Source organism: Microbacterium sp. MEC084 (assembly GCF_004514465.2).
Classification (GTDB): Bacteria; Actinomycetota; Actinomycetes; order Actinomycetales; family Microbacteriaceae; genus Microbacterium.
The window spans coordinates 53,986-70,891 of record NZ_MYFP02000010.1 but is presented as its reverse complement, the minus strand read 5'-3'; the positions used below and the strand labels follow the sequence as shown (position 1 = coordinate 70,891).

At 71.5% G+C, this 16,906-nt stretch carries 16 protein-coding genes; 5 read left to right on the top strand and 11 right to left on the bottom strand.

Annotated features, from left to right (window positions below):
- Positions 1-7: 7 nt before the first annotated feature.
- The 3 genes from paaC to paaA are packed head-to-tail and all read right to left on the bottom strand — an operon-like array spanning position 8 to position 2,163.
- Positions 8-862, bottom strand: coding sequence for a 1,2-phenylacetyl-CoA epoxidase subunit PaaC (gene paaC, locus B5M43_RS09945; RefSeq protein ID WP_134745200.1), 855 nt, complete (start codon positions 860-862; stop codon positions 8-10).
- On the bottom strand, positions 859-1,164 hold the full coding sequence (paaB, locus tag B5M43_RS09940; RefSeq protein WP_055991064.1) for a 1,2-phenylacetyl-CoA epoxidase subunit PaaB: 306 nt from the start codon (positions 1,162-1,164) through the stop codon (positions 859-861). The genes paaC and paaB overlap by 4 nt, the downstream gene beginning before the upstream one ends.
- A 30-nt stretch (positions 1,165-1,194) precedes the next feature.
- Positions 1,195-2,163 (bottom strand): 1,2-phenylacetyl-CoA epoxidase subunit PaaA, encoded by a 969-nt coding sequence (gene paaA, locus B5M43_RS09935; RefSeq protein ID WP_134745199.1) that lies wholly within the window; start codon positions 2,161-2,163, stop codon positions 1,195-1,197.
- Between the two features lie 135 nt (positions 2,164-2,298).
- Between paaA and paaI the strand changes: the two genes are divergently transcribed.
- From paaI to B5M43_RS09920, 3 genes are read left to right on the top strand one after another with little or no spacing between them, the layout of a single operon-like run.
- Positions 2,299-2,751: a hydroxyphenylacetyl-CoA thioesterase PaaI gene (paaI, locus tag B5M43_RS09930; protein WP_134745198.1), complete on the top strand. Its 453-nt coding sequence runs from the start codon at positions 2,299-2,301 to the stop codon at positions 2,749-2,751.
- A gap of 35 nt (positions 2,752-2,786) precedes the next feature.
- The gene (gene paaK / locus B5M43_RS09925) at positions 2,787-4,133 is read left to right on the top strand and encodes a phenylacetate--CoA ligase PaaK (protein ID WP_134745197.1); all 1,347 of its coding nucleotides are present in this window, start codon (positions 2,787-2,789) and stop codon (positions 4,131-4,133) included.
- A gap of 43 nt (positions 4,134-4,176) precedes the next feature.
- Positions 4,177-4,803 (top strand): TetR/AcrR family transcriptional regulator, encoded by a 627-nt coding sequence (locus B5M43_RS09920; protein WP_055991073.1) that lies wholly within the window; start codon positions 4,177-4,179, stop codon positions 4,801-4,803.
- Positions 4,804-4,987: 184 nt separating this feature from the next.
- Here B5M43_RS09920 and paaZ read toward each other — a convergent pair whose 3' ends face one another.
- From paaZ to B5M43_RS09905, 3 genes are read right to left on the bottom strand one after another with little or no spacing between them, the layout of a single operon-like run.
- A complete protein-coding gene (gene paaZ, locus B5M43_RS09915; RefSeq protein WP_167626743.1) occupies positions 4,988-7,057 on the bottom strand; it encodes a phenylacetic acid degradation bifunctional protein PaaZ in 2,070 nt (689 codons plus the stop codon).
- Positions 7,054-7,941, bottom strand: coding sequence for a 3-hydroxyacyl-CoA dehydrogenase family protein (locus tag B5M43_RS09910; protein WP_055991078.1), 888 nt, complete (start codon positions 7,939-7,941; stop codon positions 7,054-7,056). Before B5M43_RS09910 ends, paaZ begins: the two co-directional genes overlap by 4 nt.
- Positions 7,938-8,678: an enoyl-CoA hydratase/isomerase family protein gene (locus B5M43_RS09905; protein ID WP_134745196.1), complete on the bottom strand. Its 741-nt coding sequence runs from the start codon at positions 8,676-8,678 to the stop codon at positions 7,938-7,940. Before B5M43_RS09905 ends, B5M43_RS09910 begins: the two co-directional genes overlap by 4 nt.
- A gap of 153 nt (positions 8,679-8,831) precedes the next feature.
- On the opposite strand from B5M43_RS09905, the gene B5M43_RS09900 reads away from it, so the two are divergent.
- Entirely contained in the window at positions 8,832-9,392 is a 561-nt protein-coding gene (locus B5M43_RS09900; RefSeq protein WP_055991083.1) for a TetR/AcrR family transcriptional regulator, read from the top strand.
- A gap of 22 nt (positions 9,393-9,414) precedes the next feature.
- On the opposite strand, the gene lipA is transcribed toward B5M43_RS09900, so the two are convergent.
- Positions 9,415-10,407 carry a lipoyl synthase gene (lipA, locus tag B5M43_RS09895; protein ID WP_134745195.1) on the bottom strand — a complete coding sequence of 331 codons (993 nt, stop codon included), beginning with the start codon at positions 10,405-10,407 and terminating at the stop codon, positions 9,415-9,417.
- Positions 10,404-11,063, bottom strand: a complete 660-nt coding sequence (gene lipB / locus B5M43_RS09890; protein ID WP_134745194.1) for a lipoyl(octanoyl) transferase LipB — start codon at positions 11,061-11,063, stop codon at positions 10,404-10,406. Before lipB ends, lipA begins: the two co-directional genes overlap by 4 nt.
- Before the next feature lie 119 nt (positions 11,064-11,182).
- Here lipB and ffh point away from each other — a divergent pair, with 119 nt between their 5' ends.
- Positions 11,183-12,730: a signal recognition particle protein gene (gene ffh / locus B5M43_RS09885; protein ID WP_134745193.1), complete on the top strand. Its 1,548-nt coding sequence runs from the start codon at positions 11,183-11,185 to the stop codon at positions 12,728-12,730.
- Positions 12,731-12,787: 57 nt separating this feature from the next.
- Here ffh and glpK read toward each other — a convergent pair whose 3' ends face one another.
- From glpK to B5M43_RS09870, 3 genes are all read right to left on the bottom strand, one after another.
- Complete coding sequence (glpK, locus tag B5M43_RS09880; protein WP_055991093.1) at positions 12,788-14,302, bottom strand: glycerol kinase GlpK; 1,515 nt, start codon at positions 14,300-14,302, stop codon at positions 12,788-12,790.
- Between the two features lie 26 nt (positions 14,303-14,328).
- Entirely contained in the window at positions 14,329-15,078 is a 750-nt protein-coding gene (locus B5M43_RS09875; RefSeq protein ID WP_134745192.1) for an MIP/aquaporin family protein, read from the bottom strand.
- Positions 15,079-15,161: 83 nt separating this feature from the next.
- Complete coding sequence (locus tag B5M43_RS09870) at positions 15,162-16,868, bottom strand: glycerol-3-phosphate dehydrogenase/oxidase (RefSeq protein ID WP_134745191.1); 1,707 nt, start codon at positions 16,866-16,868, stop codon at positions 15,162-15,164.
- Positions 16,869-16,906: the final 38 nt, after the last annotated feature.

Here is a 16,906-nt window from a genome sequence, read left to right as displayed (position 1 = left end):
TCGCCCTTCACCACTTCGCCCCGGGATGACGCCGCGCGAGCCACTGCATCTCGGCGAGGATGTAGCCCAGGTACGACGTGTGGGAGCCGGAGCGGCCGCGCGCCATCGCGGGCTTGGCGGCCGGACGCTCGAGCTCCGCCTCCGCGAAGACGGCGTCGATCGCGGCGTCGAAGCCGGCGCGCAGCGTCGACGGCCGCGGCACGACGTCGCCGAGGCGGTCGATCAGCTCGTCGTCCTGGAACGGCTCGTCCGCGTACGCCCAGATGTCGCCGAGCGCGCGGACGATCCGGCGCCGCGACTCGTCCGTGCCCCCAGCCAGGCGCAGCGTCCACTGCACCGCGTGGTCCCGGTGATACGCGACCTCTCGGGCCGCCTTGGCCGCGATCGCCTGCAGGGCGGGATCGGGGCTGTGCTCGAGCGCGTCGTAGAGCTCGACCTGGTAGGTCGAGAACAGCAGCTGCCGCGCGATCGTGTCGGCGAAGTCGCCATTGGGCTGCTGCACGAGCCAGCAGCAGCGGAACTCGTGCTCGTCGCGCCAGTACGCGAGGTCGTCCTCGGTGCGGCCCGACGCGGTCCCGGCGTAGCGAAGCAGGGCGCGGGCGTGCCCGAGCAGGTCCAGCCCGATGTTGCCCAGCGCGAGGTCCTCCTCCAGCTCCGGGGCGCGCGAGATCCACCAGCCGAGCTGCTGGGACAGGATGAGCGCGTCGTCGCCGAGCCGCAGGGCGTACTCGGCCACGTCGGGCGACGCGATCCCGCCGGCCCCGGGGAGCTCGTCGGCGAGGTCCAGGGCGTCGACCGCCACGTCGCCGTGGTGGTCGAACTCCCCGTCGTGCCCGTGGTCGACGGGCGCCTCGGCGGTCACAGGTGCTTCACCCCCTCGGCGCGCGTGTAGTACACCGCGTGCCGGTAGTTCTTGCCCGCGGGCGACTCGAAGAACGCGCCCTTCGCGTCGGGGTCGCTGGTCGTGATGGCGGCGGCGGGGACGACCCAGATCGACACGCCCTCGCCGCGCCGGGTGTACAGGTCGCGCGCGTTGCGCAGCGCCATCTGCTCGTCGGGCGCGTGCAGCGACCCGACGTGCACGTGGCTCAGGCCGCGGTTCGCGCGGACGAAGACCTCCCAGAGGGGCCAGGTCTCGGCGGGGGAGTCACCGGGGGTGGACATCGTCGTCTCCTCGTAGCGGGGTGGCGGGGATCAGGCCGCGAAGCGGGCCTTCTCCTGCTGCTTGCGGGCGTACTCGGCGGCGGCCTCGCGGACCCACGCGCCGTCCTCGTGGGCGTCGCGGCGGTGCCGCAGCCGGTGGGTGTTCATGGGGCCGCGGCCGTCGAGCACGGCGTGGAACTCGTCCCAGTCGATCGGGCCCGAGATCCAGCGGCCGGTCTCCTCGTCGAAGCGCAGGTCCTTGTCGGGGCACTCCAGGCCCAGCGCCTCGAACTGGGGCACGAGCATGCCGACGAAGCGCGAGCGCAGCTCGTCGTTCGAGAACCGCTTGATCTTCCACGCCATGGACTGCGCCGAGTTGGGCGAGTCGTCGTCCGGCGGGCCGAACATCATGATCGAGGGCCAGTACCAGCGGTTCACGGCGTCCTGCGCCATCTGCTTCTGCTCGGGGGTGCCCTGCGACAGCTCGAGCAGGATCTCGAAGCCCTGGCGCTGGTGGAACGACTCCTCCTTGCAGATGCGCACCATCGCGCGGCCGTACGGTCCGTACGACGCGCGGCACAGCGGCACCTGGTTGCAGATCGCGGCGCCGTCGACCAGCCAGCCGATCGCACCCATGTCGGCCCACGTCGGGGTGGGGTAGTTGAAGATCGACGAGTAGCGCGCGCGGCCCTCGATCAGCTGCTGCGTCATCTCGTCGCGCGTGATGCCGAGCGTCTGGGCGGCCGAGTAGAGGTAGAGCCCGTGGCCGGCCTCGTCCTGCACCTTGGCCATCAGGATGGCCTTGCGCTTCAGGCTCGGGGCGCGGGTGATCCAGTTCGCCTCGGGCTGCATGCCGATGATCTCCGAGTGCGCGTGCTGCGAGATCTGGCGGATGAGCGTGCGGCGGTACGCGTCGGGCATCCAGTCGCGCGGCTCGATGCGCTGGTCGGCCTCGATCAGGGCGTCGAACTGCGCCTGTGCCTCCTGGGCATCCAGCTCCGGTGCGGTCGTCGTCGACATCGCTGGCCTCCTCGCCGTCGTCCCGGATCGGATCCGGGAAGTTCGCTTCCGGTAATTACTTACCGAACATTCAGTGAGTATACTCGCCACAGGTCGGCCCGCAACACGGCGGGTGCGGAACGCGAAGGAGCGTGCATGACTGCCGAGCAGGTGGAGACGTTCGAGGACACGATCACGCCGGATCCGGCCTGGCGTGCGACCACGATGGCGCCGACGGACTACACGAAGCAGCACTTCGGCATCGAGATCGAGGCGCTGGAGCCCGGTCGGGCCGTGCTGTCGATGACCGTGCTCGACTGGATGGCCAACGGCTTCGGGATCACCCACGGCGGCATGGTGTTCACGCTCGCGGACACGGCCTTCGCGTACGCGTGCAACGAGGGCGAGGCGATGGTGGTGGCGCAGGCGGCCGACATCACGTTCCTGCGCGCGACGCGCGCGGGCGACCGGCTGACCGCCACGGCGGAGCGCCGCTGGGTCGGCGGCCGCAACGGCATCTACGACATCACCGTGACCGACGACTCGGGCGAGCCCGTCGCCGAGTTCCGCGGCCGCTCCCGGGCCCTCGCGCCGGGCCGCGGCGACTGACCGACCGAAGACATCCAGCGACGAAGGAGTCCGAGATGACCGACACCATCACCCCGCCCGCTCCGGTCGAGGCGGCGCCCGCGTACACCGAGCCGCCCGCCGGCCCGACCTCGCCCGAGACGCTCGACCGCGCCGCGCTCGAGGCGCTCCAGCTCGAGCGCCTCCAGTGGACCGTGCGCCACGCCTACGAGAACGTGCCGCTGTACCGCGAGAAGTTCGACGCGGCAGGCGTGCACCCCGACGACATCCGGACGCTCGCCGACGTCGAGAAGCTGCCCTTCACGACCAAAGAGGACCTGCGACGGAGCTACCCGTTCGGGATGTTCGCGGTGCCGATGACGGACGTCCGCCGCATCCACGCGTCGTCCGGCACGACCGGCCGTCCGACCGTGGTCGGCTACACCGAGGGCGACCTTGACCGATGGGGCGACCTGATCGCGCGGTCGCTGCGTGCCGCGGGCGTGCAGCCGGGCTGGAAGGTGCACAACGCGTACGGCTACGGCCTGTTCACGGGCGGGCTCGGTGCGCACTGGGGCATCGAGCGCCTCGGCTGCGTGGCGATCCCCGTGTCGGGCGGGCAGACCGCGCGGCAGGTGCAGCTCATCCGGGACTTCGAGCCCGACGCCATCCTGTGCACGCCGAGCTACCTGCTCACGATCGCCGACGCGTTCGAGGAGCAGGGGCTCGATCCGCGCGAGACGTCGCTCAAGGTCGCCGTGTGCGGCGCCGAGCCGTGGACCAACGAGATGCGCCGCGAGCTCGAGCAGCGCATGGGGCTGAAGGCCGTCGACATCTACGGGCTGTCCGAGGTGATGGGCCCCGGCGTCGGCCAGGAGAGCGTCGAGACGCAGGACGGTCCGCACATCTGGGAGGACCACTTCCTGCCCGAGATCGTCGGCGACGACCTGCAGCGGGTCGCGGACGGCGAGCGCGGCGAGCTGGTGTTCACGACGCTCACGAAGCAGGCGTTCCCCGTCATCCGGTACCGCACGCGCGACCTGACGCGCCTCATGCCGGGCTCGGCATACCCGGCGATGCGGCGGATCGAGAAGATCACCGGCCGCAACGACGACATGATCATCCTCCGCGGCGTGAACCTGTTCCCGACGCAGATCGAGGAGATCGCGCTCGAGATCGAGCACCTCACGCCGCACTTCATCCTGGAGCTGACCAAGCGCGGCCGGATGGACGAGCTCACCGTCAAGATCGAGTGCACGCCGGGCATCGAGAAGGAGACGTCCGAGGCGGCCGCGAAGATCCTGCAGGCGCGGGTCAAGGAGCGCATCGGCACGACGGTCGACGTCGTGATCGTGTCGACCGGATCGCTGCCGCGGTCCGAGGGCAAGTACAAGCGCGTCTACGACCTCCGCGACCAGGCGTGAGCGGCTCCCGGGTGCCCGCGGCGATGTGCGGCAGGATGGGACGATGAGCACGACCACGGATGTCCCTCCCGCCCGCCGCGGGCGCCCGGGGTACGACCGCGACGGCATGCTCGAGGTCATCGTCGCGGCGTTCAACGACCACGGCTACGACGCCACGTCGCTCGGCATCATCGCCCAGCGCCTCGGCCTGTCGAAGTCGGCGGTGTACCACCACTTCGCCTCGAAGGAGGAGATGCTCGAGCTCGCGCTCGAGAAGGCGCTCGGTGAGCTGCAGGCCGTGTTCGAGGCGCCCGAGGCGAACGAGGGGCCGGTCGACCTGCGCATCCGGTTCGTGCTGCGCGGCGCCGTCACGGTCGCGTGCGAGCAGCTGCCCTATCTGACGCTGCTGCTGCGCCTGCGCGGCAACACCGACGTGCAGCGGCGCGCGATGGAGCGCCGGCGCGAGCTCGACCACCGGCTGCGCCGCCTGTTCGAGCTCGCCCGCGAGGAGGGCTCGCTGCGCGACGACATGGATCCGGGCGTCGCGGAGCGGCTCACGTTCGGCCTCGTGAACTCGATCGTCGAGTGGTATCGCCCCGACGGCCCCATGAACCCCGACCAGCTCGCCGACGCGGTCGTCGCGTTCGTCCGCAGCGGCCTCCGCGTCAGCGAGACCCGCGACTTCCGCTGAATATTCGGGTCACACGCTGCGGCCTGCGGACCTGTTCCGCCGTGCGAGCGAAGCGAGCGTGGAGCGCAGCGACTGCCGACCGCCTCGAATCCGCGACGTCCCTCGTCGATGGAGCGCAGCGACAGCGATCGATCCCGAGTCCCGGCGCGAAGCGTCGGGCGAAGGATCGATGACGTTCACTGCACTACCCGCGAAGCGGCGAAAGAACAGGAGACTTCGACACCAGCGTCAGCACGTCGTAGGTGGCGACCGTCTCGCCGTCCTGGTTGGTGAGGACCGCGTCCCAGTGCACCTCGCCGTACTCGTCGGTCTCGCGCGGGATGATCTGCTTGGCCGTGAGCGTGACGCGGATGCGGTCGCCGGGGGAGACCGGCGTGAGGAAGCGCAGGTTCTCGAGCCCGTAGTTCGCGAGCACCGGGCCCGGCTCGGGGTCGACGAACAGGCCGGCGGCGAAGGACACCAGCAGGTAGCCGTGCGCGACGCGGCCCGGGAAGAACGGATTGGCGGCGGCGGCCTCCTCGTCCATGTGGGCGTAGAACGTGTCGCCCGTGAACTCGGCGAAGTGCTCGATGTCGGCCAGGGTCACCTCGCGCTCGGCCGAGACGACCTGGTCGCCGATGCGCAGCTCCTCGAGCGACTTGCGGAACGGGTGCACCCCGTCGGCGTTGGCGCGCGCTCCGGTGTGCCACACCCCGGTCACGGCCGTGAGCATCTCGGGCGATCCCTGGATGGCCGTGCGCTGCATGTAGTGGAAGACGCTCCGGATGCCGCCCAGCTCCTCACCGCCGCCCGCGCGGCCCGGGCCGCCGTGCACCAGCATCGGCAGCGGCGAGCCGTGGCCTGTCGACGACCGGGCGTCGTCGCGGTCGAGCAGCAGCATGCGGCCGTTCGCCGACGCCACGCGGCGCGTGAGAGCCGCCACGAAGGCCGGATCCGCCGACGCCACGCTGGTGACCAGCGAGCCGCCGCCGCGCACCACGAGATCGGCGGCCTGCTCGGGCGTCTCGTACGCGATGATCGACGACACCGGCCCGAACGCCTCGGTGTCGTGCACGCGCTCGGCGAGCGGGTCCGCGAACCGCAGCAGGATGGGGGAGAGGAAGGCTCCCTCGCCCGCCGACCCGCCGTCGGCGTCGCCCACGACGACCTCGCCGCCGCCGTCGACGAGCCTGCGCACCTGGCGCAGCACCTCGTCGCGCTGCTCGACCGAGGCGAGCGCGCCCATCGTGACGCCCTCGGTGCGCGGGTCGCCCACGACGACCTTCTCGTCGATCCGGGCGCGGACCGCGTCGATCACGGCGTCGGCGGTGGCGGCCGGCACGATCGCGCGGCGGATCGCGGTGCACTTCTGGCCGGCCTTGGCCGTCATCTCCGTCACGAGCTGGCGCACGTACGCGTCGAACTCCGGCGTGCCGGGCGCGGCATCCGGGCCCAGCACGGACGCGTTGATCGAGTCGGTCTCGGCGTTGAAGATCACGCCGCCGCGCTGGACCGCATCGTGCCGGCGCAGCGAGTCGGCGGTCGACGCCGATCCCGTGAACGACACCACGTCGCCCAGGCGCGTATGCTCGAACAGCTCGCGGACGGATCCCGACACGAGCTGCACGGATCCGGCCGGCAGCAGGCCCGACTCCACCAGGATCCGCACCAGGTGCTCGGTGACGTACGCGGTCGGGGTGGCGGGCTTGATCACGCTCGGCATGCCGGCGAGGAACGCAGGCGCGAGCTTCTCCAGCGGGCCCCAGACCGGGAAGTTGAACGCGTTGATCTGCACGGCGACGCCGGGCAGGGTCGTGCGGATGTGGCGGCCGAGGAACGACCCGTCCTTGGCGAGCACCTCGAGCGGACCGTCGAGCTGGACTGTCGCGTTGGGCAGCTCGCGGCGGCCCTTGCCCGAGTACGTGAACAGCACGCCGATGCCGCCCTCGACGTCGACCCAGGAGTCCGTCTTGGTCGCGCCCGTGCGGTACGACAGGTCGTACAGCTCGTCCTTGCGCTCCTGCAGCGCGAGCGCCATCTTCTTCAGCAGCACGGCGCGCTGGTGGAACGTCAGGGCCCCGAGGCTCGCCTGACCGACGGTGCGGCCGTGCTCCAGCACGGCGCCGAGGTCCAGGCCCTCGCTCGAGACCGCCGCGACCACCTCGCCCGTCGAGGCGTCCCGCACCTCGGCGCCGGCGGCGCCCTCGGCGGGGCTCCACCAGCCGTCCTGCACGTAGCTCTGCAGCATCCGGGTCGCGGTCGTCGAAGCGCTCATCGTGTCGTCTCCTTCGCGGCGGCGTCGCCGCCCTCGGTCCAGTCGTAGAACCCTCGTCCGGCCTTGCGGCCGATCCTGCCCTCGGCGACCATGTCGCGCAGCAGCCGGGGCGGGGCGAAGCGGGGGCCGAGCTCGCGCTCGAGCTGCTCGGCGATGCCGAGCCGCACGTCGAGGCCCACGATGTCGGTCGTGCGCAGCGGCCCGGTCGGGTGGCGGTAGCCGAGCTCCATGGCGAGGTCGATGTCGGCGGGGCTCGCCACGCCCTCCTCGACCATGCGGATGGCCTCCAAGGCGATCGCGACGCCGAGGCGGCTCGACGCGAAGCCGGGGGAGTCGGTCACCGTGATGGGCGTCTTGCCGAGGGCCTCGATCCAGCTGCGCGCCGCCTCGGGGAGCTCGGGCGCGGTCTGCGCGCCGACCACGATCTCGACCAGAGACGACGCCGGCACGGGGTTGAAGAAGTGCAGGCCGATCAGGCGCTCGGGGCGCTCCAGGCCGTCGCTCAGGCGCGCGAGCGGGATCGACGACGTGTTCGAGGCGAGGACGGCGTCGGCCGCGAGCACGGCCTCGACCCGCGCAAGCGCCTCGAGCTTGAGATCGAGATCCTCCGGCACCGCCTCGATCACCAGCCCGTGGGCCGCGAAGGCGGCCGCGTCGGTCGTCACCGTGAGCCGGTCGCGCAGCTCCGCGGCGTTGCCGTCGAACCCGCGCGCGATCGAGCGGTCGATGCTCTCCTCGATCCGGGCGCGGGCGGCGTCCGCGGCGTCGAGGTCGCGCTCGACCACGGTGACGTCGGAGCCGGCGAGCAGGAAGGCGTGCGCGATCCCGCCGCCCATGCGGCCGCCGCCGAGCACGCCCACGCGGGCGGGGGTGTGAGGGGTCATCGGGCCTTCTTCCTCTCGAGGAACGCGGTCATCCGGCGCTCCTTCTCGGGGCTCTCGAACAGCACGGCCTGCTCCTCGAGGTCGATGTCGGGGTGCGCCTCGCGCGGGGCGAGCAGCGCGCGCTTGGTGGCCTGCGTCGCGGCGGGGTCGAGCGCGGCGATCCGCCGGGCGATGCCCTCCGCCTCGGCCATCGCCTCGGTCGGCTCCGCCACGCGCGTCACCAGTCCCGCCGCGAGCGCCTCGTCGGCGTCGAGCACGCGTCCCGTGAGCAGGATCTCGGCGGCGAGCGGCTCGCCGACGATCTCCCGCAGGCGCCAGGTCGCGCCGGCCGCGGCGATGATGCCGAGTCCGGTCTCGGGGTTGCCGATCTTGAGCGAGGGCGTGCCGATCCGGATGTCCGCGGCGTACGCGAGCTCGGCTCCGCCGCCGAGCGCATAGCCGTCGATCACCGCGATCACGGGCATGGGCAGCCGCCGGATGCGCTCGAAGCATCGCGTGTTGATGCCGGCGCGGGCGTCGGCGGCGCGGCGCTCGCGCAGCTGCGCGATGTCGGCGCCGGCCGCGAACGTCCCGCCCGCTCCCGTGAGGATGAGCGTGCGCGGCTCGTCCTCCAGCGCCTCGCACAGCGCGTGCAGCGCGTCGACGAGGTCCTGGTCGATCGCGTTGCGCTTCTCGGGACGGTCGAGCGTCGCGGTCACGTGCGTGTCGTGCCGCTGGATGCGCAGGGTCTCGCTCACCCCGTGACCTCCTCGTCGCGCGGGCCGCCGCGTCGTCGCGGAGGCGAATTCCTGACCGAACGGTCGGTGATGAAGTCAGGATAGGCGGCAAGGGGCGCGCGCCGCAAACGGCGCGCCCGTCATCCCGCTGAGCCCGGCCCTACGCTGGAAGCCATGAGCACCTCGCGCGCCGGCCGCCCCAAGGCGTCCTCGCGCGAGACGCTCGCCGAGGCCGCGAGCGAGCTGTTCCTCGAGAAGGGCTACGACGCCACGTCGATCGCCGACATCGCCGCGCGTGCTGGCGTGAGCCGGTCGAGCTTCTTCAACTACGTCGATTCCAAGGGCGCGCTGCTGTGGGGCGGGCTGGACGAGCGGCTCGACGCGCTCGAATCCGATCTCGACGAGCACGGGGTGCGCGACGCGGTGCGCCGGGTGGCCGTGGGTCTCGCGCCCGACGCGCTGGCGCTCGCGTTCGCGAACGCCGAGGCGATGGGGCTCGTCGCCGAGCTGGAGCGCGAGGCCGCGCTGCGGCGCGCCCGCATCGGCCGGGCCGTGTCCCGCGCGCTGCGGCGCCGGGGGCTCGATCCGCTCGCGGCCGACGTTGCGGGCGCCGCGTACGGCGGCGCCGTGCTCGCGGCCGTGGAGCGCTGGGCCCTCGCGGGCCCGGGGCGCAGCGATCTCGAGGCCACGCTCGATGCCGCCCTCGCGGCGATCGCGAGCATCCCGGTCGACTGAGCGCGGCCCCTCGTGAGAGGGATCAGACCGCCTGCAGGAAGCCGCCGTCGACGTCCGCGGCGATGTGCGCCAGGTGCGGCGGGATCTCGCGGCCCTTCGACAGCATCGACTGCGCCCACAGGCGCCCGGCGCGGTACGACGAGCGCACGAGCGGGCCGGCGAGCACGCCGAGGAACCCGATGCGCTCGGCCTCGGCCTTGAACTCGATGAACTCCTGCGGCTTGACGTAGCGCGCGACCGGCAGGTGGCGGGGCGTCGGACGCAGGTACTGCGTGATCGTGATGATGTCGCACCCTGCGTCGTGCAGATCCTGCAGCGCCTCGATGACCTCCTCCGGCTCCTCGCCCATGCCGAGGATGAGGTTCGACTTCGTGATGAGCCCGGCGCGGTGCGCCTGCGTGATCACGTCGAGCGAGCGCTCGTAGCGGAAGGCGGGGCGGATGCGCTTGAAGATCCGCGGCACGGTCTCGACGTTGTGCGCGAACACCTCGGGACGCGCCTCGAAGATCTGGCCCAGGAACGCCGGGTCGGCGTTGTGCTCGTTCGCCAGCAGCTCGACACCCGTGTTCGGGTTCAGCTCGTGGATCTTCCGCACGGTCTCGGCGTTCAGCCAGGCGCCCGTGTCGGGCAGGTCGTCGCGCGCGACGCTTGTGACGGTCGCGTAGCGCAGGCCCATGCGCTGCACGCTCTCGGCCACGCGACGCGGCTCGTCCGTGTCGTAGTCCGCGGGCTTGCCCGTGTCGATCTGGCAGAAGTCGCATCGGCGCGTGCACTGCGAGCCGCCGATGAGGAAGGTCGCCTCCTTGTCCTCCCAGCACTCGTAGATGTTGGGGCAGCCGGCCTCCTGGCAGACCGTGTGCAGGTCCTCGCCCTTCACGAGCGACTTCAGCGCCGTGTACTCCGGGCCCATCTTGGCCTTGGTCTTGATCCACTCGGGCTTGCGCTCGATCGGGGTCTGCGCGTTGCGCACCTCGAGGCGCAGCAGCTTGCGGCCCTCGGGCACGGCGGCGCTCACGCGGCGACCTCCGCCCCGGTCGCGGCGCGGGCGAACTCCGCCACGAAGGCGGCCGACACGACGTCGACGACGTCGCGCGGCGCGATCCTCTCGCCGCGCACCTCGCTCACCGACGTGACGCCGGCGTCCGCGATGCCGCACGGCACGATGCCGTCGAACCCGTCGAATGCGTTGTCGCAGTTGAGCGCGAAGCCGTGCATCGTGACGCCGGCCTGCACGCGCACGCCGATGGCTGCGATCTTGGCGGGGGAGCCGATCACCGGCTGCACCCACACGCCGCTGCGCCCGTCGACCTGCATGCCCTTCACTCCGAGCTCGGAGAGCGCCGCGATCAGCGCGCGCTCGAGTCGGCGGACGTGGCCGACGGTGTCCTTCGAGTCGCGCAGCCTCACTATCGGATAGCCGACCAGCTGACCCGGGCCGTGCCACGTGATGCGCCCGCCGCGGTCCACCTTCACGACCGGGGTGCCGTCCTTCGGCATGTCCTCCGGCTGCGTGCGCACGCCCGCCGTGTACACGGCCTCGTGCTCGAGCAGCAGCAGCGTGTCGGGCCGCGCGCCCGAGAGCACGTCGGCGTGGACGCTGCGCTGCAGGTCCCAGCCCTCCAGATAGGGCACGTAGGCCGGTGCGAGGCCGACCTGGACGACGTCGAGCATCGGAAGTCCTCCCTGAGGCTCGTGGCCTCGGATAGTTGGATCGCGTCCAACAATACCCCCGGGGGTCCGAGGCGGCGTCGAGGGCGGGCGGGGTCCGCGCCGGTAGAATCTTCAGCATCATGGCTACCTTCGGCACGCTCTCCGACCGGCTCACAGAGACCTTCCGCAACCTCCGCACGAAGGGCAAGCTCTCGCCGGCCGACGTCGACGGCACCGTCCGCGAGATCCGGCGCGCGCTGCTCGACGCGGACGTCGCGCTCACGGTCGTCAAGGACTTCACCGCCAAGGTGCGCGAGCGCGCGCTGGGCGACGAGGTCAACAAGGCCCTCAACCCGGCCCAGCAGGTCGTGCAGATCGTCAACGAGGAGCTGGTCGGCATCCTGGGCGGGCAGCAGCGCCGCCTCCAGTTCGCCAAGACCCCGCCGACCGTCATCATGCTCGCCGGTCTGCAGGGTTCCGGTAAGACGACGTTCGCCGGCAAGCTCGCGCGCATGCTCGAGAAGGACGGGCACACCCCGCTCCTGGTCGCCGCGGACCTGCAGCGCCCCAACGCCGTGAACCAGCTGCAGGTGGTCGCGGAGCGAGCCGGTGCCGCGATCTACGCCCCCGAGCCGGGCAACGGCGTCGGCGACCCCGTGCGGGTCGCGCGCGACGGCGTCGAGTACGCCAAGCAGAAGCTGCACGACGTCGTCATCATCGACACCGCCGGCCGCCTCGGCGTCGACGCCGAGCTCATGAAGCAGGCCGCCGACATCCGCCGGGTGACGAACCCCGACGAGGTGCTGTTCGTCATCGACGCGATGATCGGTCAGGACGCCGTGAACACGGCCAAGGCCTTCCAGGAGGGCGTCGACTTCACGGGCGTCGTGCTGTCGAAGCTCGACGGTGACGCGCGCGGCGGCGCCGCGCTGTCGGTCGCATCGGTCACGGGCCGCCCGATCATCTTCGCCTCCACGGGCGAGGGACTCGAGGACGTCGAGCCGTTCCACCCGGACCGCATGGCGAGCCGCATCCTCGACCTGGGCGACATCCTGACCCTGATCGAGCAGGCGCAGCAGGCCTTCGACGAGGAGCAGGCGGCGAAGGTCGCCGAGAAGTTCGCGAAGGACCAGTTCACGCTGGACGACTTCCTCGAGCAGATGCAGCAGCTGAAGAAGATGGGCTCGATGAAGAAGATGCTCGGCATGCTGCCGGGCATGGGCCAGATGAAACAGCAGCTCGACGACTTCGACGAGCGCGAGATCGACCGCACAGAGGCGATCATCCGCTCGATGACGCCGGCGGAGCGCCAGAACACCAAGATCCTCAACGGCTCGCGCCGCGCCCGCATCGCGCGCGGATCGGGCATGACCGTGACGGATGTCAACCAGCTCGTCAATCGCTTCGAGCAGGCGTCCAAGATGATGAAGACCGTCGCGCGCGGCGGCATGCCGAACATCCCCGGCATGGGCCCCGTGCCCGGCATGGGCCGCCCCGGCGGCTCGTCGAAGCGCGGCAAGCAGGCCAAGAAGGGCGGCTCGCGCTCGGGCAACCCGGCCAAGCGCGCGGCCGAGAACGCCGGCCTGGCGGCGCAGCAGCCCACCGGCTCGGGCTTCGGCCTGGGCGGCGCCCCCAAGCCGAGCGAGGCGGATCTCGCGGAGATCCAGAAGCTGTTCGGTCGCGGCTGACACGCCGAACGGCCCCGGGGATGGATCCCCGGGGCCGTTCGTCCCCCTCCCCGCGGGTCAGCGCACGTCGTCGTCGACCCAGTCCATGGCCTTCGTGACGGCCTTGCGCCACAGGCGCAGCTGGCGGTCGCGCTCGGCGGCCTCCATCGACGGCTCCCAGCGCTTGTCCTCCTGCCAGTTGGCGCGGAGGTCGTCGAGGCCCGCCCAGAAGCCGACCGCGAGCCCGGCGGCGTAGGCCGCGCCGAGCGCCGTCGTCTCGGCCACCACGGGGCGCACCACCGGCACGCCCAGCACGTCGGCCTGGAACTGCATCAGCGCGTCGTTGGCGACCATGCCGCCGTCGACCTTGAGCTCGGTCAGGTCGACGCCCGCGTCGGCGTTGACCGCGTCGAGCACGTCGCGCGTCTGGTACGCGACGGCCTCGAGCGCCGCCCGGGCGATGTGGCCCTTGTTCGCGTAGCGGGTGAGGCCCACGATCGCGCCGCGCGCCTCCGGGCGCCAGTACGGGGCGAACAGGCCCGAGAACGCCGGGACGATGTACACGCCGCCGTTGTCCTCGACCGACTTGGCGAGCTCCTCGACCTCCGGGGCCGATCCGATCAGCCCGAGCTGGTCGCGCAGCCACTGGATGAGCGATCCGGTGACGGCGATCGACCCCTCCAGCGCGTAGTGCGTCGGCTGGTCGCCGAGCTTGTAGCCGACGGTCGTCAGCAGCCCGTTCTTCGAGTGGACGATCTCCTCGCCCGTGTTGAAGATCAGGAAGCAGCCCGTGCCGTAGGTGTTCTTGCTCTCGCCGGTGTCGAACGCCGCCTGGCCGAAGGTCGCGGCCTGCTGGTCGCCCAGGATGCCCGCGATGGGCGTCTCGCGCAGCAGCGACGAGCTCTCGGCCGTGCCGTACACCTCGGACGAGGAGCGGATCTCGGGCATCATCGAGCGCGGCACGCCGAACACCTCGAGGATGTCGTCGCGCCACTCGAGCGTCTCGAGGTCCATGAACAGCGTGCGCGACGCGTTCGTGACGTCCGTGGCGTGCACGCCGCCGTCGACGCCGCCCGTGAGGTTCCACAGCACCCAGCAGTCGGTCGTGCCGAACATCAGCTGGCCGGCCTCGGCCTTCTCGCGCGCACCCTCGACGTTCTCGAGGATCCACGCGATCTTGGTGCCGGAGAAGTACGTCGCGAGCGGCAGGCCCACGATGTCCTTGAAGCGGTCGCCTCCGCCGTCCGCCGCGAGGCGGTCGACGATGCCCTGCGTGCGCGTGTCCTGCCAGACGATCGCGTTGTACACCGGCTTGCCGGTGGTGCGGTCCCACACCACCGCGGTCTCGCGCTGGTTGGTGATGCCGACCGCGGCGATGTCGTGGCGGGTCAGATCGGCCTTCGCGAGCGCGACGCCGATCACCTCCTGCACGTTGCGCCAGATCTCCAGCGGGTCGTGCTCGACCCAGCCGGGCTGGGGCAGGATCTGCTCGTGCTCCTTCTGCCCGACCGAGACGATCGAGCCCTTCTTGTCGAAGACGATGGCGCGACTCGACGTCGTGCCCTGGTCGATCGCGATGATGTAGTCAGCCATGGGATTCTCCTTCGAATGGGCGGCGTTCAGCCGAGGCTGAGCAGGGGGCGGGCGAGCGCGGCGAGCGCGCCGCCGATGAGCGGGCCGACGACCGGCACCCACGAGTAGCCCCAGTCGCTGGAGCCCTTGCCCTTGATGGGCAGGAGGGCGTGGGCGATGCGCGGGCCGAGGTCGCGGGCCGGGTTGATGGCGTAGCCGGTCGGGCCGCCGAGCGACGCGCCGATGCCCACCACGAGCAGGGCGACGGGCAGGGCGGTCAGCGGACCGAGGCCGCCGGGGGTCCCGACCTCGACGTCGCCCCACTGGGCGAACGCGAAGATCACGAACACGAGCACGAACGTGCCGATGATCTCGGTGATCAGGTTGTGGCCGTACGAGCGGATGGCGGGGCCGGTGGAGAAGACGCCGAGCTTGGCGCCCGGGTCGGCCTCCTCGTCGAAGTGCTGCCGGTAGGCGGCCCACGCGAGGACCGCGCCCAGGAACGCGCCGACGAGCTCGCCGGCGGTGGCGATCAGGAACATCGGGAAGGTGATGTTCCCCGCGATCAGCAGGCCGATGCCGACGGCGGGGTTGAGGATCGAGCCGGAGTACACCGAGACGAGGACGCCCGCGAACACCGCGAGACCCCAGCCCCAGTTGATCATCAGGAAGCCGCCGCCGAAGCCCTTCGCCTTCACGAGGATCGCGTTGGCCACGACGCCCGCGCCGAGGAGGATCAGCATGCCTGTGCCGATCACCTCTGACAGGAAGTACAGCCCGAGATTCACTTCATCCATGTCTTCTTCGACCTTTCGGATTCATCACGCGGCTCCTCTGCCGCGTGAAGGGGGACACCCGGGGATCCGCCCCGGTGCGGGGTTCAGGGCAGCGTCACCCCGTGGCGCGTCGTGAGCAGCTGCCGGGTCTGGTGCACCTCGTCGTCGCGACGCGCGTCGCTCCAGCCGAGCAGGGGGGCGAGCGCCTCCGCGACCTCCTCGAGCACGGCCGCGTCCGCGTCGCCCGTGAAGGCGAGCGACGTGCGGCGCAGCACCACGTCGGCGAGGTGGACGACGTGCTCGCGCGCGACCATCCAGTCGAGCTCACCCGTCGAGAGGCGGCCGCCGGCGAGGAGGCGGTCGTCCTGCTCCTGGATGTGCGCCCAGACGGCCGCCGCGCGGGTGCCGTACCGCTCGAACAGGGTCGCGGCGCGGTCGCCCGCGCCGTCCAGGTGCAGGCGGAACCACGCCTCGCGGTCCGAGGTGGTGCGCGGGAAGTCGCGCCCGCCGCCGATCGTGCGCCCGGCGGTGCTGACGCGGCGTTCGCGGCCGAGCAGCTCGAGGACCTTGCCGGACAGCGCCTCGCCGAGCGCGCGGAAGGTCGTCCACTTGCCGCCGACCAGGCTCACGAGCGGGGCCCGCCCGGAGGAGCGCTCCACCTCGATCCGGTAGTCGCGCGACACGAATCCGGGCGCGGTGTCCTCGTGGCGCGGCAGCGGGCGGATACCCGAGAAGCGGTAGACGATCTGGCCGCGATCGACCTTGATCGAGGGGAACACGTGATGGATGAGGTCGAAGAAGTAGTCGACCTCGGCCTCCGTGCACACCGCGGGCTCGCGCGGGTCGGCGTCGATGTCGGTGGTGCCGACGAGCACGCGGCCCTTGAGGGGGTAGATCAGCACGATGCGGCCGTCGGAGTGCTCGAAGAAGATCTCGCGGCCGCCGGTCGCCTTCAGCAGCTCGGGGTGGTCGAGCACGATGTGCGATCCCTTGGTGCCGCCCATGAACGCCGTGCTCGTGCCGAGCGCCTCGTTCGTGAGGTCGGTCCACGGTCCGGAGGCGTTCACGACGACGTCCGCGGCGATCGCGAACTCGGCGCCGGTCTCGCGATCGCGCAGCAGCACGCCGCGCTCGTCGCGGCCGACGGCCTCGACGTAGTTCAGCGCTCGGGCGCCGCCGGTCGCGGTCGCGGGGTGGGCCTCGAGGCCGTCGACCAGGACGTCGAGCGCGAGCCGCTCGGGGTCGTGCATCGAGGCGTCGAAGTACGTGGCCGTGTACTTGATCCGCGGATCGAGCATGGGCAGCTCCTCCAGCGAGCGGCGCCGGCCGTGGAAGCGGTGGCGCGGAACCGTGCCACCCGCGCGGGAGAAGGTGTCGTAGATCGTCAGGCCGATCTTGATCAGGAACGCGCCGCGCTCGGTCGGCCGGCCCTGCCGGTGGGTCAGGAAGCGCAGGGGAGCGGAGAGGACGCCCTTGAACGTCGAGTAGATCGGGATCGTCGTCTGCAGCGGCTTGACGTAGTGGGGCGCGATCTTCAGCAGGCCGTTGCGCTCCTGCACCGACTCCTTGACGAGGCGGAACTCGCCGTTCTCCAGGTAGCGGATGCCGCCGTGGATCATGTGGCTCGACGCGGCCGAGGCGCCGGACGCGAAGTCGCCGCGCTCGACCAGCAGCACGTCGACGCCCTGCAGGGCGAGGTCGCGGAAGGTCGAGATGCCGTTGATGCCGCCGCCGATGATGAGGACCGTGACCCGGCCCGCCTCGCGTACCGCGGCGACCTCAGGGCGCTCCTGCGTATCGGGCTGGTTCATCGTCGACCTCGTTCCTCTCGACTGCCTCCGTCGATGGG